This is a genomic window from Mammaliicoccus sp. JADD-157 (assembly GCF_049310805.1).
GTDB lineage: Bacteria > Bacillota > Bacilli > Staphylococcales > Staphylococcaceae > Mammaliicoccus > Mammaliicoccus lentus.
In genome coordinates, this window is record NZ_JBMOVZ010000003.1 from 92,564 (window position 1) to 117,003 (window position 24,440).

Annotated in this window: 25 protein-coding genes; 6 read left to right on the plus strand and 19 right to left on the minus strand. The window is 32.0% G+C overall.

Annotated features, from left to right (window positions below; genetic code table 11):
• Positions 1-75: 75 nt before the first annotated feature.
• Together allB and allW are read right to left on the minus strand one after the other, a co-directional pair.
• Entirely contained in the window at positions 76-1,437 is a 1,362-nt protein-coding gene (gene allB, locus ACO6VN_RS09675; protein ID WP_070045063.1) for an allantoinase AllB, read from the minus strand.
• Between the two features lie 2 nt (positions 1,438-1,439).
• The gene (gene allW / locus ACO6VN_RS09680; protein ID WP_147641129.1) at positions 1,440-2,900 is read right to left on the minus strand and encodes an allantoin permease; all 1,461 of its coding nucleotides are present in this window, start codon (positions 2,898-2,900) and stop codon (positions 1,440-1,442) included.
• A 147-nt stretch (positions 2,901-3,047) separates the two neighbouring features.
• On the opposite strand from allW, the gene ACO6VN_RS09685 reads away from it, so the two are divergent.
• Positions 3,048-4,655 (plus strand): PucR family transcriptional regulator, encoded by a 1,608-nt coding sequence (locus tag ACO6VN_RS09685; RefSeq protein ID WP_070045061.1) that lies wholly within the window; start codon positions 3,048-3,050, stop codon positions 4,653-4,655.
• A gap of 86 nt (positions 4,656-4,741) precedes the next feature.
• On the opposite strand, the gene pruA is transcribed toward ACO6VN_RS09685, so the two are convergent.
• From pruA to ACO6VN_RS09705, 4 genes are all read right to left on the minus strand, one after another.
• Positions 4,742-6,292: an L-glutamate gamma-semialdehyde dehydrogenase gene (gene pruA, locus ACO6VN_RS09690; RefSeq protein WP_422404583.1), complete on the minus strand. Its 1,551-nt coding sequence runs from the start codon at positions 6,290-6,292 to the stop codon at positions 4,742-4,744.
• Between the two features lie 241 nt (positions 6,293-6,533).
• Positions 6,534-7,043 carry a thioredoxin domain-containing protein gene (locus tag ACO6VN_RS09695; protein ID WP_422404584.1) on the minus strand — a complete coding sequence of 170 codons (510 nt, stop codon included), beginning with the start codon at positions 7,041-7,043 and terminating at the stop codon, positions 6,534-6,536.
• Between the two features lie 175 nt (positions 7,044-7,218).
• Positions 7,219-7,419 carry a cold-shock protein gene (locus ACO6VN_RS09700; RefSeq protein WP_016998994.1) on the minus strand — a complete coding sequence of 67 codons (201 nt, stop codon included), beginning with the start codon at positions 7,417-7,419 and terminating at the stop codon, positions 7,219-7,221.
• A gap of 193 nt (positions 7,420-7,612) precedes the next feature.
• On the minus strand, positions 7,613-8,299 hold the full coding sequence (locus ACO6VN_RS09705) for a 2,3-diphosphoglycerate-dependent phosphoglycerate mutase (protein ID WP_194200521.1): 687 nt from the start codon (positions 8,297-8,299) through the stop codon (positions 7,613-7,615).
• 189 nt (positions 8,300-8,488) lie between these two features.
• On the opposite strand from ACO6VN_RS09705, the gene ACO6VN_RS09710 reads away from it, so the two are divergent.
• Both ACO6VN_RS09710 and ACO6VN_RS09715 read left to right on the plus strand, forming a co-directional pair.
• Positions 8,489-8,875, plus strand: a complete 387-nt coding sequence (locus ACO6VN_RS09710; protein ID WP_194200520.1) for a CidA/LrgA family protein — start codon at positions 8,489-8,491, stop codon at positions 8,873-8,875.
• On the plus strand, positions 8,872-9,555 hold the full coding sequence (locus tag ACO6VN_RS09715) for an LrgB family protein (RefSeq protein WP_194200519.1): 684 nt from the start codon (positions 8,872-8,874) through the stop codon (positions 9,553-9,555). The genes ACO6VN_RS09710 and ACO6VN_RS09715 overlap by 4 nt, the downstream gene beginning before the upstream one ends.
• A 227-nt stretch (positions 9,556-9,782) precedes the next feature.
• Here ACO6VN_RS09715 and hxlB read toward each other — a convergent pair whose 3' ends face one another.
• Positions 9,783-10,322 carry a 6-phospho-3-hexuloisomerase gene (gene hxlB, locus ACO6VN_RS09720; protein ID WP_422404585.1) on the minus strand — a complete coding sequence of 180 codons (540 nt, stop codon included), beginning with the start codon at positions 10,320-10,322 and terminating at the stop codon, positions 9,783-9,785.
• Positions 10,309-10,956, minus strand: coding sequence for a 3-hexulose-6-phosphate synthase (gene hxlA / locus ACO6VN_RS09725; RefSeq protein ID WP_016998989.1), 648 nt, complete (start codon positions 10,954-10,956; stop codon positions 10,309-10,311). The genes hxlB and hxlA overlap by 14 nt, the downstream gene beginning before the upstream one ends.
• Before the next feature lie 112 nt (positions 10,957-11,068).
• Here hxlA and ACO6VN_RS09730 point away from each other — a divergent pair, with 112 nt between their 5' ends.
• Both ACO6VN_RS09730 and ACO6VN_RS09735 read left to right on the plus strand, forming a co-directional pair.
• Complete coding sequence (locus ACO6VN_RS09730) at positions 11,069-11,425, plus strand: winged helix-turn-helix transcriptional regulator (protein WP_064211761.1); 357 nt, start codon at positions 11,069-11,071, stop codon at positions 11,423-11,425.
• Between the two features lie 58 nt (positions 11,426-11,483).
• Positions 11,484-12,038, plus strand: coding sequence for a DUF4256 domain-containing protein (locus ACO6VN_RS09735; RefSeq protein ID WP_422404586.1), 555 nt, complete (start codon positions 11,484-11,486; stop codon positions 12,036-12,038).
• Between the two features lie 65 nt (positions 12,039-12,103).
• Here the strand turns inward: ACO6VN_RS09735 and ACO6VN_RS09740 are convergent, their stop codons facing one another.
• The 4 genes from ACO6VN_RS09740 to ACO6VN_RS09755 all read right to left on the minus strand — a co-directional run bounded on the left by ACO6VN_RS09740 (position 12,104) and on the right by ACO6VN_RS09755 (position 16,090).
• Complete coding sequence (locus tag ACO6VN_RS09740) at positions 12,104-12,922, minus strand: alpha/beta hydrolase (RefSeq protein WP_422404587.1); 819 nt, start codon at positions 12,920-12,922, stop codon at positions 12,104-12,106.
• Positions 12,923-13,020: 98 nt separating this feature from the next.
• Positions 13,021-13,335 (minus strand): hypothetical protein, encoded by a 315-nt coding sequence (locus ACO6VN_RS09745; RefSeq protein ID WP_282861971.1) that lies wholly within the window; start codon positions 13,333-13,335, stop codon positions 13,021-13,023.
• 1,279 nt (positions 13,336-14,614) lie between these two features.
• Positions 14,615-14,995, minus strand: a complete 381-nt coding sequence (locus ACO6VN_RS09750) for a (deoxy)nucleoside triphosphate pyrophosphohydrolase (RefSeq protein WP_103269026.1) — start codon at positions 14,993-14,995, stop codon at positions 14,615-14,617.
• A gap of 60 nt (positions 14,996-15,055) precedes the next feature.
• Complete coding sequence (locus ACO6VN_RS09755; protein ID WP_422404588.1) at positions 15,056-16,090, minus strand: HNH endonuclease; 1,035 nt, start codon at positions 16,088-16,090, stop codon at positions 15,056-15,058.
• Between the two features lie 178 nt (positions 16,091-16,268).
• Here ACO6VN_RS09755 and ACO6VN_RS09760 point away from each other — a divergent pair, with 178 nt between their 5' ends.
• The gene (locus ACO6VN_RS09760; RefSeq protein ID WP_210619066.1) at positions 16,269-16,796 is read left to right on the plus strand and encodes an HdeD family acid-resistance protein; all 528 of its coding nucleotides are present in this window, start codon (positions 16,269-16,271) and stop codon (positions 16,794-16,796) included.
• Between the two features lie 517 nt (positions 16,797-17,313).
• On the opposite strand, the gene ACO6VN_RS09765 is transcribed toward ACO6VN_RS09760, so the two are convergent.
• Genes ACO6VN_RS09765 through isdC form a run of 7 tightly spaced genes read right to left on the minus strand, consistent with a single transcriptional unit; the run spans position 17,314 to position 24,147 of the window.
• Complete coding sequence (locus ACO6VN_RS09765) at positions 17,314-17,649, minus strand: antibiotic biosynthesis monooxygenase (RefSeq protein WP_135021682.1); 336 nt, start codon at positions 17,647-17,649, stop codon at positions 17,314-17,316.
• Positions 17,650-17,676: 27 nt separating this feature from the next.
• Complete coding sequence (gene srtB, locus ACO6VN_RS09770) at positions 17,677-18,396, minus strand: class B sortase (protein WP_064211624.1); 720 nt, start codon at positions 18,394-18,396, stop codon at positions 17,677-17,679.
• The gene (locus ACO6VN_RS09775) at positions 18,380-19,168 is read right to left on the minus strand and encodes an ABC transporter ATP-binding protein (RefSeq protein WP_282861983.1); all 789 of its coding nucleotides are present in this window, start codon (positions 19,166-19,168) and stop codon (positions 18,380-18,382) included. The genes srtB and ACO6VN_RS09775 overlap by 17 nt, the downstream gene beginning before the upstream one ends.
• A complete protein-coding gene (locus ACO6VN_RS09780; RefSeq protein WP_422404589.1) occupies positions 19,149-20,123 on the minus strand; it encodes a FecCD family ABC transporter permease in 975 nt (324 codons plus the stop codon). Before ACO6VN_RS09780 ends, ACO6VN_RS09775 begins: the two co-directional genes overlap by 20 nt.
• A gap of 12 nt (positions 20,124-20,135) precedes the next feature.
• Positions 20,136-21,014, minus strand: coding sequence for a heme ABC transporter substrate-binding protein IsdE (gene isdE, locus ACO6VN_RS09785; RefSeq protein WP_422404590.1), 879 nt, complete (start codon positions 21,012-21,014; stop codon positions 20,136-20,138).
• Complete coding sequence (locus ACO6VN_RS09790) at positions 21,011-23,440, minus strand: NEAT domain-containing protein (RefSeq protein WP_422404591.1); 2,430 nt, start codon at positions 23,438-23,440, stop codon at positions 21,011-21,013. The genes isdE and ACO6VN_RS09790 overlap by 4 nt, the downstream gene beginning before the upstream one ends.
• Entirely contained in the window at positions 23,440-24,147 is a 708-nt protein-coding gene (gene isdC, locus ACO6VN_RS09795) for a heme uptake protein IsdC (RefSeq protein WP_422404592.1), read from the minus strand. The genes ACO6VN_RS09790 and isdC overlap by 1 nt, the downstream gene beginning before the upstream one ends.
• Positions 24,148-24,440: the final 293 nt, after the last annotated feature.

Sequence of the window (24,440 nt, forward strand, 5' to 3'; positions counted from 1 at the left end):
GGTTTAGGTCTCAAACTCTTTTTGTATATATTAGGAAATTTATAATGAGTTTATAGGTTTATCAACGTTTTATAATTAAATGAATTGACCGATATTTTCGTCAGAAATACCTTTTTCTATGTCATAGATTTCAGTACCACGTAGAATTGTTTTAACTACTTGCGCACCGATAGTTCTACCTACATATGGACTAATTTTATTACGGTAAGCTAAATCTTCAGTTTGTAATGTGTAAGGTGAGTCTTTTTTGATAAATACAAAGTCAGCATCTTTACCTACTGAAATACTACCTTTTGCATCAAGTCCAAAACGTTTTGCTGGGTTTGTCGCAATGATATCAGCAAATTGTTTCAACGACATGTTACGTTTTTGTACACCTTCGTCAAATAACACATCAACGTTATTTTGTACGCCTGCAATACCGCCCCATGCTTCAAAAGCATTGTCAGTATCTTTCAAGTCTGGTGTACATGGTGAGTGGTCTGAAGTTACGAATGAGATATTGCCTTCAAATACATGTTCCCACATACCTTCTAATCTAGATTGTTCGCGGATTGGTGGTGAACATTTCACAACTGGTCCGATTGAATCTAACTCTTCTTTATAGAAGTATAGATAGTGCGTACATGTTTCACATGTGATATCTACACCTTCTTGTTGTGCTTTAACAATTTCTTCTACGCCTTCTTTACAAGCTACATGTACGATGTGTACACGACATCCTGTTTCTTTTGCGAAAAGAATAATTTTACGAATTGGTTCAACTTCTGTAAATACTGGTCTTGAATCAACATATGCACTTAAAGTAGTTTCGCCATTTTCTTTAGCGATTTCGCCTAAACGATCAGTGATTGTCGCGTTTTCAGCATGTACTGATAGTATTTTACCTGTTTTAGCAATTTGTTTCATACCTTCATATAATGAATAGTCATCTACATTCATGAAGTCTCCTTCAATTGAACGATCTCCACATGTAGCTAAGAAACATTTGTAAGCAACAACGCCGTTATCAGATAATTCTTGAATGCCGCCATTTAAATTGTAAGGTACTAAACCGCCGTAGCTTGCAACATCGACAGATAGTTTACCGTTACCTGCATCAAATTTTTCTTGAATAGATTTATGATCAACAGTTGCTGGAACTTGGTTCAATGGCATTTCAATAAATGAAGTTACGCCACCTTTAGCAGAAGCTCTTGTACCAGTTTCATAGCCTTCCCAACTATCACGGTATCCGCCACCTGGTTCAGTAATATGAACGTGTGCATCAACCATACCTGGAGATACAATCAAACCTTTAGCATCTACAACATTATCAGCTTCGCCTAACTCTTTTCCAATAGCTGCTATTTTACCGTCTTTAATACCTACTTCTACTTCTTGTTCGCCATCTTCTAAAATGACTAAACCATTTTTTATAATAGAATCAAATTTCATAACTATGCATCCCTTTCTGTTCTTCTTACAGATTTTAATAACCAATATAGTAGACCAGATGTTAAGAATCCAATAAACCAAGAAAAGTCAGATATAACGCTAAATCCTGGTAAGAATCCTAGTAAACAAATGATAACACCCACTATTGTAGCAACATATGCTGGTAGGTTAACTTTAGGTATTGCTTTTTGTTTAGCTTTTACATCAAAGTACAACTCATCAATATTGATTTTACATTTTGAAACAATGAAAAAGTGTATAATCATAACGCCTGTAACAGGTCCTAGAATAGCACCAATCATATTTAAGAATACAAATATGCTATCTTCGTTCTCCATCATTTTCCATGGCATAATCAATACGCTGACCACACAAGCTATGATAACACCTGTTTTATAATTAACAAATTTCGGGAATAACGCACTTAATTGATAAGCTGCTGGAATAATGTTACTTGTAGCATTAGTTGAAATCGTTGTTAATAATAATACGCCTAATGCAACTAACACAGCCCAGAAGTTATCCCATTGATTGATAATCGTTAAAATGTTCCATTCTTGATGTCCAATATAAATTGAACCACCTATGATAATCGAAACACTCGCTACAGCAAATAATGTTTGAGCTACAAAAATACCTGCTGTTTGTCCGATAATTTGTGATTTTGTAGATTTAGCATTTTGTGTAAAGTCTGCCACACTTGATCCGGGTCCAGCCCAAACGCCAAGTAATGAGTTAAATATGAGGAAGAATGCCAACAATGAAGGATATAATAATCCACTGTTTGACGATAATTCATAATTAACAATATTACCGAATCCGCCGGCAGTATAAATGCCCCAAATCGTCATACCACCAAATACAATATAAATAAGGGGATTAAGTATTGCAGTGAATTTATTTAGTGTATCTCCACCACCAAAACCAATTGCAAAATTAATTACCCAGAAGATAATAAACGCAATGAAACCTGGTAATGTTATGCCGAGGAAAGTGCCTCCTCCGCCAATCTCGCTAAATCCTGGTATTACTTTATTAATTAAAATTAACAAAGCTTGTGAACCAGCATAAGTTTGCAGTCCAAACCATGCAATTCCGGCTATAACACCACGTAAAATACCTGGTAGTTTAGCACCGATGTCCCCGTAAGTATGTCTTAAATGCATTGCAAAAGGTATTCCAAATTTAGAGCCAGCGTAACCATTCGCTACGAGTAAAGTTGCAATAAAGAATGAACTTAAAACTAATGCAATCATTACTTGTAATGGCGAAAGACCAAGTAGTAAAAATCCACCAACCGCTGTATAATTTGGTATATTGTGAACCGCACCCATCCACAACGTGAAGAAGTTAAATGCAGTTGAATTTCTTTGTTCAGAATTCTTCGGCATGATATCTTTATTATAACCACGTTGCTCGAAAACTTTAGAATCTAGCTGGGTTCCCCTGCTCTGTTCAATCATAGTAGATTCTCCTTTAACTATTTTAAAGAAGATTATTCGTATAACCTTCAGAAGTAATGTTACTATTAACATAAAACGTTTTCATTGTGCGTATTGACATATTTTTTATAGATTTTATTAAAAATGAACAAAAAAGGAGTTAGATTAATGCCAACATTAAGAGAAATATTGGAAGTTCCTAGATTTTCAAACTTAAAATTAATTAATGAAAATGGGGATATAGATAGAAAAGTTGAGGGGTTAGATATCACGGAAGCCCAAGATATTAAACACTTCACTTCACCATATATGTTAATACTGACAACTGCTATGAATTATCAAGAAGACCAAGATGGATTAATTCAACTCATCAGTGATTTAAATGAAATTCAAACAGCTGGTCTTGGAATTAAAGTGTCACGTTTCTTAAAATCTATAGATCAAAAAGTTATAGATTATGCAAATTCCATAGAATTCCCTCTGATTGAGATTCCAGAAGCGTGGAATTTAGGAGATATTACACATCATATTTCATCATATATTTCAGATGATGAATCGGAAAAAATGAACTATGCTTTAAATATACAACAAGAATTAAATCATATGTTAATAAAAGGGTACGATGCTAACTTAATGGTCGAAAGATTCAGCAAGTTACTAAAGGTACCAATCATGTTAATTAATCCTTTTGATGATGTTGAAGCGGTTAGTCATCACTATACTCATAACAGGCAATTACTAAATGAAAACTTAAAGTATTTTAAGCTTTATAAGTCGACTCAAGACATCAAACAAAATACTAAATCTTCTTTTAATGAAAAGCATGTCATATTTGAGGTACCAGCTTTTAATTACTTTCCATATTATTTAATGGTTTCAAACGTTGATACTTTAAGCTATCCATTTAGTTTATTAACAATAGAACAAGCTGTTACAACGATAAGCTTTGCTATATATAAAAACAGTCGTATTAAAGCTACCGAACAACAAGATGTAAATAGATTTTTTGAATCGCTTATGACTGAAAATACATTATCTATTAAACAGCATCCAGATTTATTCAAACGTTATAACATCCATTTATCTGATTTCTATCAAATTTTAATTTGTGCAATTGATAGTGAAGATGGCGTAGAAAATAGTGTTTATCTTAATGAACGATATCAAATGACATCTGAATGGTTATCAAATATGTTGCATGATATCGACAACACTATTTCTGTATTTACATTACCAAGTAACTATAGATTTGCAGTATTACTACAAACAAAACATCAATATTACTTGGATTATTGTAAATTCATACAAAATGAATACACAAAGTATTTCCGCGGAAATATCTCTATAGGTGTAGGTAACGCAGTATCAGAGTTTTCACAACTGCCTTCTTCATTTTTTGAAGCTAATGAGGCATACGAAGATGAAGCTGAAAAAGGTGAAAAAGCTTTCTTAAAAGTTTATAAATCAAAAAGTGTCCAAGAACTATTACAACTTATTCCTGAAAGTAAATTAAAACCTTTCATTACTTATACTTTAGGTCCGTTGGCATATCCTAAAAAGACGAAAGATAAAGAATTAAAATATACATTAAAAGTTTATATGGATAATCAATGCGATATCACTAAAACAGCAGATGAAATTTTTATTCATAGAAACACTGTGAAATATAGAATTAAAAAATGTGAAGAAATCATTGGTTACCCGGTTGAAGATCCCGTAAGATCTTTAGATATACGAATCGCTTTATATGCATCAGAACGTATCAGTTTTCATTAATAAAAACCCCCACTCGTTAAATTAATCATAACGAGCGGGGGTTTTAAAGTTACATTGGATATTTATAATCCACTTACTTTATTATATTAAAATTGTTCTGAAAGAATTTTTTGCTCTAAGAAGTTTAACATGTAGTCTGGGCTACCTGTCTTAGCATCAGTTCCTGACATTTTGAATCCACCGAATGGGTGGTATCCTACTACTGCTGCAGTACAACCTCTATTCAAGTATAAGTTACCTACATCAAAGTCTTCACAAGCTTGTCTCCAATGTTCACGATTATTTGTAATAACTGCGCCTGTTAGACCATAATCTGTATCATTAGCTACTTCTATCATTTCATCAAAGTTTTCACATTTAGTGAAGCCTACGACTGGACCAAAGATTTCTTCTTGCATAATTTGATTGCTAGATTTTAAGCCTGAGAAGATTGTAGGGTTTACGAAGTAACCTTTACTGTCATCAGTTTTACCACCTACTTCAAGCTTACCTTCTTTACTACCGATTTCGATATAATTTTTAATTTTATCGAATTGTTTTTGGTTGATAACTGGTCCCATATAAACATCTGAACCTTTATCAGTATTACCAATTGATAATTCTTTAGTAAGGTTAACAGCTTTTTCTAGAACTTCATCATAAACTTCTTTATGCACAATTGCACGAGAACATGCTGAACATTTTTGTCCAGAAAAGCCGAACGCTGAGTCTACTATAGATTGTGCAGCTAAATCTGTATCTACATTATTATCTACAAGAATAGCATCTTTACCGCCCATTTCAGCGATAACACGTTTTAAGAAGTTTTGTCCTTCTTGTATTTTAGCAGCTCTTTCGAAGATTCTCGTACCAGTCGCTCTTGAGCCTGTGAACGTTACGAAATGAGTGTCTTTATGATCTACTAAATGGTCCCCGATTTCTTTCGGATCACCAGGTACAAAGTTAACTACACCTTTAGGTAAGCCTGCTTCTTCTAACACTTCAATTAATTTATAAGCAATTAATGGTGTGTCCTCAGCTGGTTTAAGCAACACTGTATTACCTGCAATTATAGGTGCAACAGTTGTACCTGTCATTATAGCGAATGGGAAGTTCCAAGGTGGTATTGTAACGCCTGGTCCCATTGGTTTATAGATATACTGATTATGCTCACCTTCTCTATCAAATACCGGTTTACCGTGAGCAAGTTCCATCATTGAACGTGCATAGTATTCAGTAAAATCAATGCCTTCATTTGTATCACCATCTGCTTCATTCCATGGTTTACCCGCTTCGTAAACCATCAGTGCAGAAAATTCATGTTTTCTTCTACGAATAATGGCAGAGACACGAAGCAATAATTCTGCTCTTTCATGAGGCGTCCATTTTCTCCAAGTCTTATATGCTTCTTTAGCCGCTTCCATCGCTTGATCAACTTGCTCTTTAGAAGCTTTTGAAACACGACCTAACACTTGTTGATGATCAGCTGGATTTACAGAATCGTACTTATCATCAGTGAAAATTTTCTCTCCGTTTATTACGAGAGGAATTTCTGTTCCAAATTCAGCTTGAACTTGAATTAATGCATCTTTAAATGCCTGTTGATTCTCTTGATTTGTAAAATCAGTTGCAGGTTCGTTACGAAATTCTACTACCATCCTTCATACCTCCTAAATATAATCAACCCTTTATAAGGTAATAAATACCTCTTATTACTATTGTACTATTGCAAAGTTTTTATATTCAAGTAAAGGGCTTACATTATTGATTCTACCCTATTTAGCACGATTTAAAAACCAATATACATCATTAAAATAAATTATCTTTTTCACCTTGTTAATAAGTGTAATAATATAAAAAATTCAATCGTAAATTAAGATATAAAGTTATAGAATTTGTTTAATTTAATAAGGCTTTTTCTAATTTTTCTTGAATTGTTTCTTGATTATCTTCTACAGGATCAAAATCAAATCTTTCTCCATTAATAAATACTGTCGGTATACCCATTATATCTCTTTCAAACGTTTCTCTATTAATGGCTAATGATCTATCATCTGCATGTTTTTGTGGCGCTAACCTTAATTCATCTTCCATTTTTCTTTCAATCGTTTCAAAGCTTACTGTCCATTCTTCTTGTGTTTCATATAAATCACGTATATATTTTATCGCTTCATCAGGGTCATCATAATCTAAATGGATGTTCGCTACCGTTCCTTTTAAAAGATGTTGCTTCGTCTTATCAAAATGTTTAACAATATATTTTACGTCTCCATTTTCTATATAAGGTGTTAACACTTCATCTGCAGCAAAAAAGTAATGTTTACAATATGGACACGCAAAGTTAATAAAAGCTTCTACTGTAATATTTGCATCTTCTTTACCAAAAGTTAAATGTTGTAATTCTGTCATGATATTACCCCCTTTATGTCGTTAACTTTATTAAATCATTAAATATGTAATATTACCATTATAAAGGGTGATTAACTTTCTTATAAAAACAAAAAAGCATGAAACCATCATAATTGATGATTTCATGCTTTATATTTAGAACGATAACGTCCCAAACAGATCATTAACAGAAATATTAGTTTTTGTTAACGTTAACTGCTTGAGGTCCACGTTGACCTTCTTCGATATCGAAAGTAACTGATGCACCTTCGTCTAATGATTTGTATCCTTCAGTTTGGATTGAAGAGAAATGTACGAAAACGTCGCTTCCGTTTTCTCCTTCGATAAATCCGTAACCTTTTTCTGCGTTAAACCATTTTACTGTACCTTTATTCATATAAAAGTCCTCCTAGTGCTTATGCACAATATATTTGCAATAATCAATCTTCAAACTTAAATGGACTTTCATTAACAATGAATAAAACTACCAATTAATTTAATCTCGAAATATCACTTGTCTATTACTATACGCTACATATTATGAAAAGTAAAGCTTTTTGTTAAATTAAACTTTTATTTCCCTTTTATCTCTATAAATAGTATTTATCAATGACTTTCAATTCATCATCTAATTCATAGATAAGTGGCGCGCCAGTTTTAATTTCTAACTCTGATATTTCATCATCAGGTATATCTTCTAAATATTTAATCAATGCACGCAGTGAATTACCATGGGCTGAAACAAGTGTCGTATGACCATTAACGAGACTCGTTGAGACGTGGTCAATCCAGAACGGAATCACTCTATCTAAAGTGTCTTTTAAACTTTCTGATAGTGGCATTACTCTACGATCTAACATTGCATACCTTCTATCGTTTAAATATTCTTCTTGCAACGCTTTATCTGCTTCAGGTGGTTTTGTATCATAAGAACGTCTCCATATATGTACTTGTTCTTCACCAAATTCTTCTCTTGCTTCGTCTTTATTTTTACCTTGCAAGCCACCATAGTGACGTTCATTTAAACGCCAAGTTTTATAAACGGGAATCCATAATTGATGAGAGTGTTTCAACAATAAATAAGTTGTTTCAATCGCTCTTGTTAACAATGAAGTATAGACAACATCTATTTCTATTTCTTGTTTTAATAATTTTTCCCCTGACAATTTCGCTTCGTTAAATCCTTGCTCAGATAGTCCTACGTCAGCCCAACCAGTAAACAAGTTTTTCTTATTCCAATCACTTTGTCCATGTCGACATAATATTAATTTTGGCATTTCTCTCACTCCATTTTTTTCTATTAGTTTATTCTATTGAAACACTATTTCTTATTTTTTTAAAATAATAAGATAGACTTAATTTATAAAAATACCATTTTAAAAATAACCAATGCATTCTATAATTGAATGATATATGACAAACACAAAGTACAATATTAAATACTTTTTATAAGGATATGAATAAACATGCTTTTAAAGTCCATTAAAGTAATACTTCAATTATGCTTAATATATTTGATTACCTTATGTGGAAATTGGATTCAAGAAACATTCCACATACCGGTTGCAGGAAGCATTATAGGCCTTGCTCTCTTTTTCTTATTATTACAATTTAAAATCATCAAGACAGAGTGGATATCTAGTGGTGCCAATTTATTATTAGGTACGATGATTTTCTTTTTCATACCTTCTATAGTTGGTGCTATGGATTTAGCTGAACAATTCAATTCGAAATACATAGCATTAATTATATTAATTATTGCGAGTACATGTATTGTTGCTCTTACTTCAGGTTATGTAGCAGAAAAAATGTTAAAATCCGCTCATAAAAAGGAAGGTGACAACATTCAATGATGATTAAAACAATATCAATGATTGTCTTAACTTTACTCATGTACTTACTGGCAATATTCATACAGAAAAAGTTGAAAATAGCGATGTTACACCCAGCGCTAGTATCATCAATTGCTATTATTTGCGTACTGCTCATTCTTGGCTATGACTATGATGATTATATGGTTGGCGGACATTGGATTTATGACTTCTTAAACTGTACAGTCGTGTGTCTAGCCTACCCTTTATATTTATATCGAGATATGATTGTAAAACATTTCAGAGTAATATTAACGAGTGTACTTGTTGGTATATTAACTAATATTGTATTAGTTTTTACAACCCTTAAAATACTCGGTTATTCTAAAGAAATGATTGCATCATTATTGCCAAGATCAATCACAGCTGCAGTTGGTATCCAAGTTTCAGAACAAATTGGTGGCGTTGATACTTTAACAGTATTATTCATCATGTTAACTGGACTTATCGGCAGTATGCTTGGACATTACTTAGTTAGACTAGCAAATTTTCAAACTTCCATTGCAAAAGGTCTTACATTTGGAAATGCATCACACGCTATAGGAACAGCTAAAATATTAGAAACTGACATTGAATCAGCAGCATTCAGCTCTATCGGAATGATACTAACAGCGCTATTAAGCTCTGTTATATTACCATTATTTATATTGTTTATATATTAAGAAGTAATATAAGAAAAAGAACTTGGTATATAATCTACGATTTTGTTTGTACATGCTTGCCTAAGGGCATGGTTCAAGCCTGTAGTCTCTCACTCCTACTACTCCCTCGGGCTTCAGCACTTTACAAAATCGTGGAACATACTCTCTTCTTATCTTTATAAATAATAAGCTACTCTCGCTTATATAACACAAAATCCGAGACAATTGTTATGTCTCGGATTTTTTACCTATTCTAAATTCGCATGATTATTTTGCATTGTTGTTTCGGATACGTTTATTTCTTTCATTAATTCCATAATGATACTATCTAAAAATATTTGACTGCTTTGTTCAAACAAACTTCCTAACGGTTGTTCAGAGCCTTTTTCGTCATATTTAGTACCTGCTGGTAATGTAATGACTTCGTTTGATAATTCAGCGATTTTTGATTCGCTTTGAGTTGATATTAAGATAATGTTTGCTTTAGCTTGGTTTGCTATTTCAGATAAAATTTGTAAATGCGCTGTTTTACCTGATCCAGAAACAATTAATAAGAGATCATCTTCTTGAATAGATGGTGTTGTTGTCTCTCCTACAACATAGCTACGTTTACCTAATTGGTTTAAACGCATTGCAAAACTATTCGCAACAAATGAAGAGCGTCCTTTTGCTGCAACAAAGATTGCATTCGCTTTTAAGATTTCGTCTAAAAACTTTATATTCTTTTGCTCATCCACTTTATTGAGTGTATGTTCAATTTCACTAAGAATCAGTTTATATTGTGACATCTTGTTTGCCATCCACAATATTTCTACACGTTTTAGCTGCTTCTACAGGATCTTCAGCATTAGCAATTCCGCCACCTACGATAACTAAATCTGGGCCTTCATCTACAACTGATTGAATCGTTTCTGGTTTTATACCACCTGCTACCGCAAGTTTAGAGTTTTTAATAACTGATTTAACAGTACGTAAACTCTCTAATGGAGATACACCTTCTGCTTGTAAATCGTAACCTGTATGAACAGCGATATAGTCAGCGCCTAATTCGTCTAGTTCTTTCGCACGTTTTTCTAGATCTTGGACAGCAATCATATCAACTAACAGTTCTTTGCCACTTTTATGAGCTTCTTCGATTGCAGCTTTAATAGAAGCATCTTCAGCAACTCCTAAAATCGTTACAATATCAGCACCATATTTGACTGCTTGGCTTACTTCATAACCAGCTGCGTCCATAATTTTTAAATCTGCTAATACTTGTGCTTTTTTAACAGATTGGCTCATTAATTCAACTGCACCTAACCCTTCATTAATAACAATTGGTGTACCGATTTCTACAACATCTACATATTCCTCGACTTGTTGAGCTAATTTAGCTGCTTCTTCTTTATTTAATAAATCTATCGCTAATTGTAATTTCATATTTTATTTATCTCCTTAATATATATTAACTTGCACTTACAATCATGATACAATGGTTAAAAATATGCAATACTGACAAATATGTCACTTAGTGAAGAAACGGGGTTATATCATGCTTTTAATTAACTATAAAGAAACAGAATATTATAATTCGAAAGACCTGGCACTATCGGTAATTGGAGGACGTTGGAAGATACCTATCATTTGGCATTTACTTCAAGAATCACCACTTAGATTAAATCAATTAGAAAAAAGATTACCTGATATTAATCAACGAATGCTCATACGACAACTTAGAGAACTAGAAAATGATCACATTGTACATCGAGAAGTTTACCCGGTTGTACCACCTAAAGTAGAGTACAGTTTAACTTCAATAGGAAAAGACTTAGAAGCGGTTGTCAACGGTATTTGTGACTGGGGTGACGAGTATTTGGCGTTTTTAAAAGAAAATCATGAAAACGAATAACATATTACTTTAAATAACATTCGTTTCTGGTAAACTATTACAAAAAGGAGCTATGACTATGTCATCAAACAAACTATCGCAAGAAGAACAACAACAACTTATTACTACTTTAAAAGAAAGATTTGAAAAATTTACAGAAAGACACGAAGGCATTAACTGGTCAGATGTAGAAGAAAGACTACTTAATAATTCTGAGCAATTATGGTCACTTAATGAAATGGAACGAACTGAAGGTGAACCTGATGTTATCGGAATAGAAGATGGAAAATATCTTTTTGTAGACTGTTCAAAAGAGAGCCCTAAAGGACGTAGAAGTGTTTGTTATGACAGAGAAGCATTAGAATCAAGAAAGAAGCATAAGCCCGAAACAAGCGCTATTGATTTAGTAAAGGAAATGAAAGTATCTTTATTAACAGAATCACAATACCGTCACCTTCAAACGTTAGGCGAATTTGATAAGAAATCTTCTAGTTGGATTGAGACACCAGATAAAATTAGAAATCTGGGAGGCGCACTATTTTGTGACCGTCGCTATGATACAGTATTTACATATCATAATGGCGCAGAATCATACTATGGAGCAAGAGGATTCAGAAGCATGTTGAAAGTATAAATAAAGAGGTTGAGACATGTGTTTATGTCTCAACCTCTTTATTTATTGGATTTCGTACATTTATTTTACTCATCTTCATCAGGTTCAAGTTCCATTATCCAACTACTTATTAAATGTGAGAAAGTGAAAAATTTCGGTGATTCATGAAATATTTCATGTTCGAACTTAGGGAAGATATGCAACGATTTATGTTCTGAGCCGATTTCTCTATATAAATCAATTGAATCTTCCGGTGATACTGCTCCATCATTTTTTCCGTGGAGTATCATGATAGGATCAACAAAGTCTTTAGCGTGTTCTTTTAAGTATTCTACTCCTTCCAGTAAGCTGTGCACTAAGCCTCCTGAAATATGTTTTTTAATTAGTGCATCAATTTTATATTCTTCAACAACTGATGCTTTACTACACAAACCTTCTCCTATTTCATTAGGAAAGTATTCTTCTGGTCCTAATGACTCAGCACCCTCAAATAATTTCGTATGGTATCTAGTTAGCGCACCACTTGTAATATATCCATCTACGGTACCAGGATACTTAGTGCCATACAGTGTTACTGCAAATCCACCCATACTATGACCAATTAAATAAATTTTAGGTCCTATGTTTTCTTTCACATAGTCTACAACAGCTTTAACGTCCTCAATAATTTCTTCATAAGAACCATAGTAAGTATCTTTTCCTTCAGAATGCCCATGTCCTCTATGATCAAACCTTACAATGTTACTACCAAACATATTTAATCCATCTACAAACTCATCATAACGTTCAGCATATTCAGCTAAACCATGCACAATAATAATTGTTGAATCATGCTCCTCTGAACGATTTACCTTAGTATATAATTTTGTTCCATCCTTAGATTCTACATAAGTAATATATGACATAAAATCACTCCTTTCATTCATTGTATCGTATATATAACTTGAAGTTAATTTTTCACAAAAAAGCTTGAAACAAAAATCTATTACCCTGACAAAGATAATTAGGATTGAAAAAAATAATCTAGGTATAAACAAATTTGATTCACTTTATATTCTCTAGCATTATCAGCAGTCGATGATTGTTTAAAAATAATTAATGATTCTAATTCCTTCCCTTTAAAAATCTTTATATACACATTATTAATAAACTGTTCAGGATAAAGATAGTCTTCGTAAAAACGATCATTTAAATTTGCTTTCAACACTGTTAAGTCATAACAATCAATCACATTATACATTCGTTTCCCAACAATCCCCTTTTTACCATTTGTACAAAAGCCTTCAATATCTGTAATTTCAAAAGATAATTTAACCACTATTAACATCCTCCAAATAAAAAAAGCGTGTCCTCTGTTCAAACAGAAAACACGCCCTCTTCCCATATACTACTAAGTCTCCCATCACGAAAAAATCGCGATGATATATGCTACAACATAATAAATTAATATATTTTTATTGATTAATAATAATTATCTTAATCATTTTTGTCCCATCAATTTCTAAGAACTTACCAACTTAAAATAATTTAATATAAAAGTATCGATCATTTATACAAAAATAAAACATCACAAATTCAAAAGCGACAAAATAAAATAGTTTTAGTCAGACATGAATTTTTAAATTGTTCAGAAATCCAATAATATAGTTTTGTAACCACACAATTCTATAAAGAAGAAATGAACACGATAATCTTTAAATATTATATTTAATTAAAATTATAAGAACTATGGAAAGAAAATGAGAAGAACAAAATATGCAACCTAGTCAAAAGAGTATGGTTTAGAACTTGTATGTTTATTGCCTAAATATACAAGCTTCATAATTACTGTAAAGACTAGAATTTACAGTAGAAGCGAGAACTTAATATAACCTTTACTAATAAAGCAATTAAGAGCTGAACTTTGAACGATCATTTAAAAAATCATTAAAACTTACAGAAAAGATTTATAAGTATATTAACAACAATTAAACGATAAATTATATAATCATCATCACGATATCTTAACAATCATTATATAAACAATTACAAAATTCAGTGTATAAATGTTTATTCATTCCCCTTAAATAGAGGTTCAGTGAGGTTACACTTAATATTATATATAATCTCTTTTTGATGTCAATACATTTATTTAATTTTTTTATAGGATTTTCAATAAAATCTATATACTCAAATATCGAAAAAATAACCATCTTTTTCTACAGAAATATCATATTACAATCGTCAAAAAAGAAGGTACATTTCTAGAAACCAAATAGAAATGTACCTTCTCTTCAAACTACCTTTTACTTACCCTCTCAGTTTGAAATAATCATCAAAAATACCTGGAAAATAATAAATAATGTTACAAAACAATCATACAATGAAATATATTTCAGTAAACAGAATACCAACAGCCTCCGGATAACTCTTAGATTACTGTTTACACTTATATTATATAACTCAAAAATTCAATGTCAAGTATTTTTTATAAAAATAACATATAATATTTGTAAATATTAAAATTTTGGTTGTATGAATATAAGCGCTATATTTTCGAACTTTATAAAATTATTTAAAGACTAATATAAAACTCTCAATTTTTAATATGATGCTTTCTATAACCAATTTAAAATTGGTATGTCTGCGGGAGCAAGTTTTAAATTAGTTAAGTTTTGTTTATTTAACCATTTACTGTCCTGGTGCTCTATTAAATTAAATTTTCCTTCCTCTAAATTACATAAATACACATTCAGAATGACTCTACCGAACTCGTACTCATACATTGTAGTTCCTAAGAATTTTTTTATATTGCAATTAGCATTTAATTCCTCTTTTATTTCTCTTTTTAATGCTAATTCTGCAGTTTCATTTATTTCTATTTTACCTCCTGGAAACTCCCAATAGCCGGCCAATGATTTATTTTCTGCTCTTTGACAGCATAGATATTCCTTATGTTCATTTTGAATAACCGCTGCAACTACTTGAATTTCTTTCATGTTATATCTCCAAATCAAAAAATTTTGTAAATGAACTATTCAGCATTTTTCAATGTTGTATTAAATTTCTGTTCTATATTTTTGTGGCCTTTTGTTGACACTTTCTATTAATTTTTCTTTATCAATAGGGTCTTCTAGCATATGGATTTTTGCATGACAATTTGGGCATACCGCTACGCAATTATCTATTGTATCGCTACCGCCTTTTGCTAAATATTCTATGTGGTGAACATGCAAAAATGGCACATTATCAACCTTGAAAGGTGCATTTTCTTCACATAACGTGCATCTTCCATTTGCTAAATACTTTACGATATCTCTAATCTCTTTACTTCTATCGTAATAATTTATCCTAACTTGTCTATGAAATGGTTTTGAACTCCCTATTTTATTTGATTCTTCTTTATTTAATTCACTAGCATCTTTAGCTTTTTTTAACAAATCTTCTATATTGTTTTCTTTTTTATTTTTCCTTGACCTTTCCTCTTTATTATTCTCTATCGTTTCTAGTGGCGGTGCATAAGCTTTATTCTTTAATACAATTGGAAATTTAATAACTGACCTAGCTTCTTTATCAACGTCTCTTTCAAGTATATAAAAAGGTTCTATTTTTTCACTTAATTCAACAGGTCCAGCATATATGTAATGACCCGTTTTAAACGATTCAAATAAATATAGATTTACGTAATTAGACTTATAATTTTTCAAAACTCTATTTTGCCCTTTTTCTATATCTTGATCTCCTTCTCTACCTTCTCCTGTATAATAAAATATATCTCCTTCCCATTTATTATCATATATGTCCTCTCTCTTTATATTTCTTGAAACAATAACTAATGAGTTGGTTCTATGTGATCTATTTAATCCTTTTTGTAATGAACATTTAAATGCATCAGCAACATCTTCCCCTTTATATTCCTCTCCTATTTTCAAATTATTAATTTTATCTTGGTTTAAATTATTTCTAAATTCCACTACTTTTTCTAAATCAAATTCTTGATAATTATCATCTATAGATGGGATTCCATTATCTATCAGATAATTAAAATCCTGTGAACTCATCTCTAAAGTTTTAAGTAATTCACTTTTTTTCATTTTATATCGTCTCTCTTTGTAAGATATTTTAAGTAAATCTTATCATTTAATGTAATTATTTTCATTGTTATTATTAAATTATTTAAATAATCAAAAATTTACATTATTTCCTACTTCCTCTCCGCCCTCTTTACAGTTAAAATATACTTACAATACTTTTTTCAAAGGAGGGTTCGGTTTGGCTAATCAAAATAGTAAGTTTAGATGGCCGAGTTTTGTGATTGGTGGGATTTTCTTAATCATTGGTATTGTTATTTTTAGTTATCCTGTTGAGAATTTCTACGCGATTACTTGGTTAATTGGTTTATTCTCTTTAATCAGTGGTATTTTAGAGATTGTGTTCAGACGTGCTAATAAGAAGGTTATGGGAGTTCCTAGTGGTTGGACATTCGTTTTGGGTATTATTAACATTGTTTTCGGACTTGTTGTGATGTTCAATTCTGCTGAGAGTTCTGTATTTTTAATTTATATTTTCGCGGTTTGGTTCATGATTAATAACGTGATTGCTATCTTTACAGTTACACCTGCTGAAAGATCTAATGGCATGTTCCATTTATTATCTATTATTTTAAATGTGCTTGGTATTTTAATAGCTATAGTATTGTTATTCAATCCTTTACTAGCAGCAGTGTTTATTTCATTCATGATTGGATTCATGTTTGCTCTGTTTGGTGTGTTTTACATTATTGATGCTTTATCGTCTTAACTGTAAAAACAAATTTAGATATATCTAACAAAAGAAGCGGCTTTTCGCCGCTTCTTTTAATTTATAAATTCTTTCTGTTTTCTGTCATATTTCATGTACAGCACTACGGCTAACAATAATATAAACACGATATACAATGTAGTTGTGTATATATTAGCCCACCCCAATGCTTTGATTAGCACATAAATCAGATTTACTCCTATAAATAACATTATGCTTATATACAGCCCTTTACATCGCTTATAAAAAGGCACCTTTTCTCTATCTGAAAAGTAACGCACAACGAGCCCTATACTGAAAAATACCAAGGTAAAAATTCCAGTTATATCATTCAGTGATATCCATAATATTAACCCATAAATAATATTTAATCCTACAATTCCTGATATGACCCAAAAGTCTTTCATACTCATTCCTCGCAATTTTAGTTATTCTATATTATTCGGTATCTAATTTCTTTTTCACATTATCATATTTTTCAAACAAAAACAGCATGACTTTGTTGTCATGCTGTTTTTTATTGTGCTACTTTATCGTTCGAATAATGGTATCCGATTTTATATGTTGTGACTGAGTTTTCTAATATAGGGCTTGTTTCGTCATCTGACTGGTGACGTACGTTTTTGTGTGCTTCTTTGAAAACATCTGATACTAGCCAGTTTTTAAAATTTTGTTCATCTTCCCATAGTGTTAAGATTTTAACTTCGTCGAATTCTTTTAAGTTATTTGTTTTTGTAACAAACATTTCTTTGAATCCTTCGATTGTTTCAATTCCTTGTCTCATATAAAATCTTTCGATTGTCTCTTCTGCTGTGCCTTTGTCTAGTTTTAATTTATTTTCTGCCATAAACATAATAATTACCCCTTTATATTTGTATTTTTATATTTCGACTAATTTCGCTACAACCACAATGCGTCCTGATGATAGTGAATATGCATCCTCACATGTAGACAGGGTTACGATTTTATCATTTTTATTGATTTCTGTTGTTGTTGATATTTCCGATTTTTTTAGTGTTTCTTCTAAGAACTTTTCGTATTGTTTACTTGATGAAAAGTCTGTTTGAATGTAATCATCTTCAGTTGTTGTTTCGTATGCACTGATAACTTCTAGTTGATACTTTCCGTATTTCGTATCATATTGCATCGTTTTGTGTTGATCATAAAATGATTGATCTAAATATTTTTCAACTGTATCGAACATCGTATCATCTCCAACGTGATGACCGTATATAACTGTGTTCATTTTTTCATGTTTTGGTGAATTACGATAATCCATAAAGATACTACCTTTTCTGCTATATTGATTTTCAAAATCTTTTTTTAAGTAATCTTCATTATCTTTAGATTGTAATATTGGATAGTTTAATGTTGTTGCATCTAAATGTATCCAACCAATTATGTCTGGATTGACTGCATCTAGTTGTTTAAATTGTGGACGTACTGTTTTATTCGAGGACACTTGAGTATATTTTTGTTGTAAACTGACATATCTTTCTTCGGTTTTTTTATCTTCTACTTTATTGTGGTATATCGTATAACCTGACCAAACAATCACACCTATTAAAGCTATTTGTATAAGTCTAATGATTATTTTCATATGCTAGTTTGCCCTTTCTTTTACATATAAATACGCCACACTCTGGGTCTTTAATGACCTTAGCCTTAATACCATATACAGATTCAATGAGTGATTCCGTTACGATTTCTTCTGGTGGACCTTGTATCAGTTGTTGTTTATTAATGCATATGATTTCATCACTATATTCTATTGCTTGATTAATATCATGCAATACCATAATGATGGTCATATTATAAGTTTCTTTGAGTGAACGTACGATATCTAATACTTGGTATTGATAATATAAATCAAGATATGTTGTCGGTTCGTCTAATAACATGTATTTCGGTTCTTGAGCAAGTGACATAGCAATATATACACGTTGTAACTCCCCACCAGATAATGCTTGTATCGGTGTATCTTGATAGTGCATTAAGTCGAGTTGTTGTAAAACTTTATCGATTACTTCTTCTTGTCTTGAATCTTTTTTTAAAAGTGATTGATAACTGTATCTGCCACATTTAACAACTTCTCTTACTGTAAAATCATCTGGTGCAGTACTTTTTTGATGTACAGTAGCCAAATGTCTCGCAAGTTCTTTTTTATTAAATGATGATAGTAATTTTTGATTAAGATAAACTAATCCTTCAGTAGGCTTTATGTTGTTGGATAATATTTGTAATAGCGTTGATTTACCAGCCCCATTTGGACCAACAATTGTTGTGATGGCATGTTTTTTAAACTGTATATTTAAGTTTTCGAACAGATTTTGATGCTCTGAATACTGAAATTTAACGTTCTCTATTTGCATTGCCATACGCTCCTTTACAAATTAGGTAAATCAAACAAGGTCCACCTATTACAGTTGTGATAATGCTAGCGGATATTTCTAATGGTGGCGCTATGGATCTCCCTAATGTATCTGCTAACAATACAATCCATGCTCCAAACACCATTGAAATTGGTATAACTTTTTTATAATTACTTCCCACTAACCTTCTCACGATATGCGGTACAATTAATCCTACAAATGCTAATTGACCAACAATAGCAGTAGCACTACTTGCAAGAAATACTGCTACCAAGCCAATGATTAGACGATATTTTGTAATATTAAATCCTATGTTGTTTGCCTGCTTATCATCGAACGATAGTAAATTAACTTTTTCTGCTAACATGTAGGCAATAGTCAGCCCTACAATTGTAAATGCTACGATTATGTATACATCCTGCCATACTTTCATAGTAAATCCTGTAGGCAATTGCATCACTGGACTCATCGAGAATAGTTCTAATACACCGTTTAGCATGGCATATATCGCTACCCCAACAAGAATAAGACGTATAGGTGTAATGTGATATCTAGATACTAATAAGAATAAAACTAAAAATGGTATTAACCCACCTATAAATATAAATATTGGCAAGAAGAAATATAAACTTGGTAAAAATATGAGTATGACACCTCGTGCAACAAGTGCACCAGATGTCACACCAATAATATTCGCTTCTGCTAGTGGATTCTGTAATACCGCCTGTAATAAAGCACCAGACACACTGAGAACAGCACCTACAAATATTGCAATGATGATACGAGGCATACGTAAATCGATAACTGCATCTACTTTTGGTTCGTTACCTGTTGTAATTTTCGTGATGAGTTGCTCTACACTCAAAGGCAATTTACCAGTTACTAATGATATATACGTTGTAACGATAAGCATTAATAACAATATCCAAAATACAAGATGCGAATATTTTTTCATGCTTTAACCTCTTTACTTATTATAAAAAATGTCATAAAGCTGAATCATTGCATCATCAGCTTTAATACTGGCTGTAATGCCAAATGGTATTTCTTCTAAGTCATAAACTTTATCATGCTTGACTGCATCAAAATGTTTCCAAATATCATTCGTTTCAAATTCCTTTTTAAACATTTCTTTCACTTGGTCAGGAAAACCATGTGGTAAACGTAAAATAATATCAGGATTGACGTTATATAATTCTTCAGTATTAGATGCTAAATAGCCTCTTGATTCATCTTGAATAACATTTTCTCCTCCAGCAATTTTAACTAAATCACCAATGTAAGATTTTTCAGTTGCCACAAGATAACTTCCAGACACACCCATTAGAATTAATACTTTCGGACGTTTTTTACCTTGAATTTTTGCAGTAATTTCTGCTTCAGCATCTTCAAATTTCTTATTCAATGCTTTAGCTTCTTTCTTACGATTAAAAGTTTCGCCCATTTCTGTGATGGATTTTTTCATACCATTTAGGCTATCGTAATCGTAATAAGTCCCTTCCATATTGAGCTGCTTATAAAATGGCTCCATCTCTGATTTAATTGTTGTAACAGTTAAAACATGAGTTGGGTTTAATGATTTAACAACTTCAACATTTGGTTTTTTTGGTTGCCCTACTTCTGGGACATCTTTATATCGCTTAGGTAGATCTTTATAACTCGTCGGTTTACCTACGATATCAAGGTCAAGAGCATCTAATGTTTCAGTTAATGCGACTGTAGTTGGCACAATGCGAAAATCATCATTTCCTTGTTTACTTTCTGTTGGCTTTTCTAAACTGAAGTTACAAGCTGAAAGTAAACAAATACAAGCTAGTAAAACACTCAATAATGACTTTAATTTCATTTCGTAGCACGCTTTCTAGCAATGAAAAATGATCCTGCTAATAATAGTACTGCTCCACCAAAAATAAGTGCGTAAGTCATGATATCTTCATTGCTACTTGTAGATGGATTGATGAGTTTCATGTTATTAGCACCATCTTTAGAACTGCCATCTGCATTACGATCAAACGCTGGGTTTGATTTATCAGTTGCACTTGTAGCGCTATTACCTGAACTTGCATTTGAAGCTGTTCCTGACATTGCATTTGTTCCAGTATTACTAGAACTTAAACCACCATCATTTGTACTTGAACCACTATCAGTCGTACCATTAGAACCACCTGTTGTATTACCATTATCAGAATGACTTGATCCACCAGTGCTACTGTCAGATGATCCTGCTTCATTATTTTGTCCACTTATTGCACCTTTGCCATTTGTCACTTCTTTATCAAACACAATGCGTGTTGTGTAATGATTATCGTAATTAATAGCTGGTACAATAATGTGAACTTTAGAAGTTAATTCCTTTAAGTTATTCGGTTCTATAAAACGAATAACTTTTGTATCAGCTGACTTATCTTCTGACACAGTTTCTACATTAATTCTCTTACCATTGTCATATAAATCAAATGACTTCCAATATGACGCACTCTTTAGAGTTATTTCTACATAACGCTTACCGTCTTTTTCAACAATACGAGCTGGTTTTACCATATATTGGTCCATATAAGATATTTCATTTGATTTTTCTTTATAGACTTTATAATCTCTTGTAATTTGACCTGATTCAGCTTTTGGTTTCTTTGTCGTATCTGACTTTTGATGTGATTGTTCCATACTTGTACCTGTGTTAGACTCTGAAGGTTTAGTTGTAGGGGTATCTGTTTCATTACTATCTTCTGCTTTACTTCCATCAGGTTTAGGAACTGCTGAATCAAATTTAATCTCTGTTGTATATTTATTGTCATAACCTATTGCTGATACAACAATATGAACTTTAGAAGTTAAAGATTTTGTACCTGGCTTAGCCTCAAATTTAATGACTTTAGTATCTGCAGATTTATCTTCAGATACCGTTTGAACATTCAATTTTTTGTTGCCGTCATACAAGTCAAATGACTTCCAATACGATGCATTCTTCAACGTTAATTGTAAGTACGTTTTACCATTCTCATGTAACACTTGAGCTGGTTTTTCCATATATTGGTCCATATAAGATATTTCGCTTGAACCTTCTTTATATACGTTGTACCCTAGCGTTGAAGTTGCCTTTTCTTGATTAGTTGAACCGTGGTTGGACCCAGTTGGTTTTTTAACTTCGTCAGGAATTGGCACTTCTTCTTTTGTTATTGGTTTGTTATCATCTTCAGATGGTTGTTCTGGCTTGTTTATAGAAGGTTTATCAGTACTTGGTTCCTCTGGACTTGGTTCTTCTGTACTCGGCTCTTCCGTACTCGGCTCTTCCGTACTTGGCTCTTCTGTACTCGGTTCTTCTGTACTCGGTTCTTCTGTACTCGGCTCTTCCGTACTTGGCTCTTCAATTTTAATCTGTGTACCATGCTTCATTATTCCAAATCCAGGTGCATTAATGCTCACTTTTGCATCATAAACATATTGATTATCTACTAAAGGAAACATGACTACTTTCTTATTACCGTCAACTGAAATAGGAGTTACTCGTTGATAACTATCACCAATTTTCACTTGGAAATCTGTCCAAAATTGTTGACTTGTAATTGTTGTCACAAACATTTTTTGACCGTTTACGTTTGCTATTTCACCTGGCTTTTCCATCTGTCTATCCATCGATGAAGTATTTGAACCATCTTCTTTAAGAACAGTAAAATTACGTTCTTCAGCTGATGATAAATCTACATTTAAATCTGTATAATCTTCTAGATAGTTTTTATCTTTAGAATCTTCTGGTTCCTCTGGACTTGGTTGCTCCGTACTTGTTGGAGCTTCAGGTATTGCTTCTTTAAAATTCACATAAGTTGTGTATTTATTATCATAATTAACAGCTGGTACAACAATGTGTACTTTAGAAGTTAGCTTTTTAGTTCCAGGTTTAACTTTGAACTTTATAACTTTTGTATCTGAATCTTTATCTTCACTTACTGTTTGAACATCAATAGGGTCTGCACCATCTAATAATTCGAATGATTTCCAATATGAAGCACTTTTTAATGTCATCTCAACATAAGTTTCACCATTTTCAAATGAAACTTTTGCTGGTTTTTCCATATATTGGTCCATATAAGAAACTTCATCTGATGTATCTTTGCTTACAGTGTAATCAATCGTTATATTCTCTTTTTCTGACGTTGTTGTTTCCGCTGCTTTAGCTTTGTTCACAGCTGTATGGCTTTGCGGCTCATATGATGTATAAGAAAACGTTGAGAATATTAATGAAAAAGCTAATAGTGACTTAACACCTTTCTTCATTAATTATGACCTCGTTTCATTTTTCTACTAAACACAAACGTTACGACAAGGATTAAGCCTGCGAAAATTGGAAGGGTAAAGATTACTGCAGGTGTTCCAGCGCTTGTTTGTGGGTTCTTCACATCTTTAGTTGTAGATGCTGTAGTAGTTCCCGTTGAATTAGTATTTTTATCTGTAGATTTGCTTGTTGCTGTTCCTGATGTTGAGTCATCTTTCTTTGCAGGTGTTGTAGTTGCTTGACCTTGATCACTGCTTGCACCAGATGGTTCTTTGACATCAAATATGATTTTATATTTATTGTCATATAAGAATGGTTTGCCATCTACTTCTTCATTAATGTAAACAGTAATAGTGCCATTAATTTTTCCTGAAGATGATTTAACTTTGAAGTTTGATGTTCTCACATCCCCTGATTTATCCTCGCTTACTACTTCTTCTGATGAACCATCTACCGTTATGCCTTTAATCCAGTGACTGTGATTCATCGTCAACTGTAAATGTTTCTCGCCATTTTTGACTACAAGTTTCCCTGGCTTATTAAAATAATCATTTGCAATCGACACATCTGAAGTACCATCCTTTAGGACAGTATAATCCACGTCATAAGTACCATCTTTCGTATCAGCAAATGCCTTTGTACTTAAAACTGTCGATATCATTAGTAAAGCTATAAGACAAAAACTTAAAACTTTCTTTGTGAATTGCATAATATACCTCCTTTTTTTAATTTTATAAAACTTACCTTCCAACCTTTAATTTAATTGATAATGATTATCAATGTCAAGGTAATTTTTTATTATTTTTGTTTTTATTCATGTTTAATCATATAATTTTTTTGTAAAAGTTAATTCTTTAACCTTTTTTACATATTTATACAAATTTAAATTTTAAGGTTGATAATTCTTTAACATTGCTAAATATTTTTCCTATCATGCACTATATAAATGTTACTAACACTGGTATAATAATGCCTTGTTAGAATTTTCTGATTTTATAGATA

Excerpts from the sequence above, each read along its gene's own strand:
- ACO6VN_RS09685 (WP_070045061.1), top strand. The coding sequence starts at position 3,048 with ATGCCAACATTAAGAGAAATATTGGAAGTTCCTAGATTTTCAAACTTA.
- ACO6VN_RS09695 (WP_422404584.1), bottom strand. The coding sequence starts at position 7,043 with ATGACAGAATTACAACATTTAACTTTTGGTAAAGAAGATGCAAATATT.
- srtB (WP_064211624.1), bottom strand. The coding sequence starts at position 18,396 with ATGAAAATAATCATTAGACTTATACAAATAGCTTTAATAGGTGTGATT.
- ACO6VN_RS09750 (WP_103269026.1), bottom strand. The coding sequence starts at position 14,995 with ATGAAAGAAATTCAAGTAGTTGCAGCGGTTATTCAAAATGAACATAAG.
- hxlA (WP_016998989.1), bottom strand. The coding sequence starts at position 10,956 with ATGAAATTACAATTAGCGATAGATTTATTAAATAAAGAAGAAGCAGCT.
- allW (WP_147641129.1), bottom strand. The coding sequence starts at position 2,900 with ATGATTGAACAGAGCAGGGGAACCCAGCTAGATTCTAAAGTTTTCGAG.
- ACO6VN_RS09740 (WP_422404587.1), bottom strand. The coding sequence starts at position 12,922 with ATGTCATATATTACTTATGTAGAATCTAAGGATGGAACAAAATTATAT.
- ACO6VN_RS09715 (WP_194200519.1), top strand. The coding sequence starts at position 8,872 with ATGATGATTAAAACAATATCAATGATTGTCTTAACTTTACTCATGTAC.
- ACO6VN_RS09775 (WP_282861983.1), bottom strand. The coding sequence starts at position 19,168 with ATGCAAATAGAGAACGTTAAATTTCAGTATTCAGAGCATCAAAATCTG.
- isdE (WP_422404590.1), bottom strand. The coding sequence starts at position 21,014 with ATGAAATTAAAGTCATTATTGAGTGTTTTACTAGCTTGTATTTGTTTA.
- ACO6VN_RS09780 (WP_422404589.1), bottom strand. The coding sequence starts at position 20,123 with ATGAAAAAATATTCGCATCTTGTATTTTGGATATTGTTATTAATGCTT.
- allB (WP_070045063.1), bottom strand. The coding sequence starts at position 1,437 with ATGAAATTTGATTCTATTATAAAAAATGGTTTAGTCATTTTAGAAGAT.
- ACO6VN_RS09790 (WP_422404591.1), bottom strand. The coding sequence starts at position 23,440 with ATGAAGAAAGGTGTTAAGTCACTATTAGCTTTTTCATTAATATTCTCA.
- isdC (WP_422404592.1), bottom strand. The coding sequence starts at position 24,147 with ATGCAATTCACAAAGAAAGTTTTAAGTTTTTGTCTTATAGCTTTACTA.
- ACO6VN_RS09735 (WP_422404586.1), top strand. The coding sequence starts at position 11,484 with ATGTCATCAAACAAACTATCGCAAGAAGAACAACAACAACTTATTACT.
- ACO6VN_RS09700 (WP_016998994.1), bottom strand. The coding sequence starts at position 7,419 with ATGAATAAAGGTACAGTAAAATGGTTTAACGCAGAAAAAGGTTACGGA.
- ACO6VN_RS09755 (WP_422404588.1), bottom strand. The coding sequence starts at position 16,090 with ATGAAAAAAAGTGAATTACTTAAAACTTTAGAGATGAGTTCACAGGAT.
- ACO6VN_RS09710 (WP_194200520.1), top strand. The coding sequence starts at position 8,489 with ATGCTTTTAAAGTCCATTAAAGTAATACTTCAATTATGCTTAATATAT.
- pruA (WP_422404583.1), bottom strand. The coding sequence starts at position 6,292 with ATGGTAGTAGAATTTCGTAACGAACCTGCAACTGATTTTACAAATCAA.
- hxlB (WP_422404585.1), bottom strand. The coding sequence starts at position 10,322 with ATGTCACAATATAAACTGATTCTTAGTGAAATTGAACATACACTCAAT.
- ACO6VN_RS09730 (WP_064211761.1), top strand. The coding sequence starts at position 11,069 with ATGCTTTTAATTAACTATAAAGAAACAGAATATTATAATTCGAAAGAC.
- ACO6VN_RS09705 (WP_194200521.1), bottom strand. The coding sequence starts at position 8,299 with ATGCCAAAATTAATATTATGTCGACATGGACAAAGTGATTGGAATAAG.
- ACO6VN_RS09765 (WP_135021682.1), bottom strand. The coding sequence starts at position 17,649 with ATGTTTATGGCAGAAAATAAATTAAAACTAGACAAAGGCACAGCAGAA.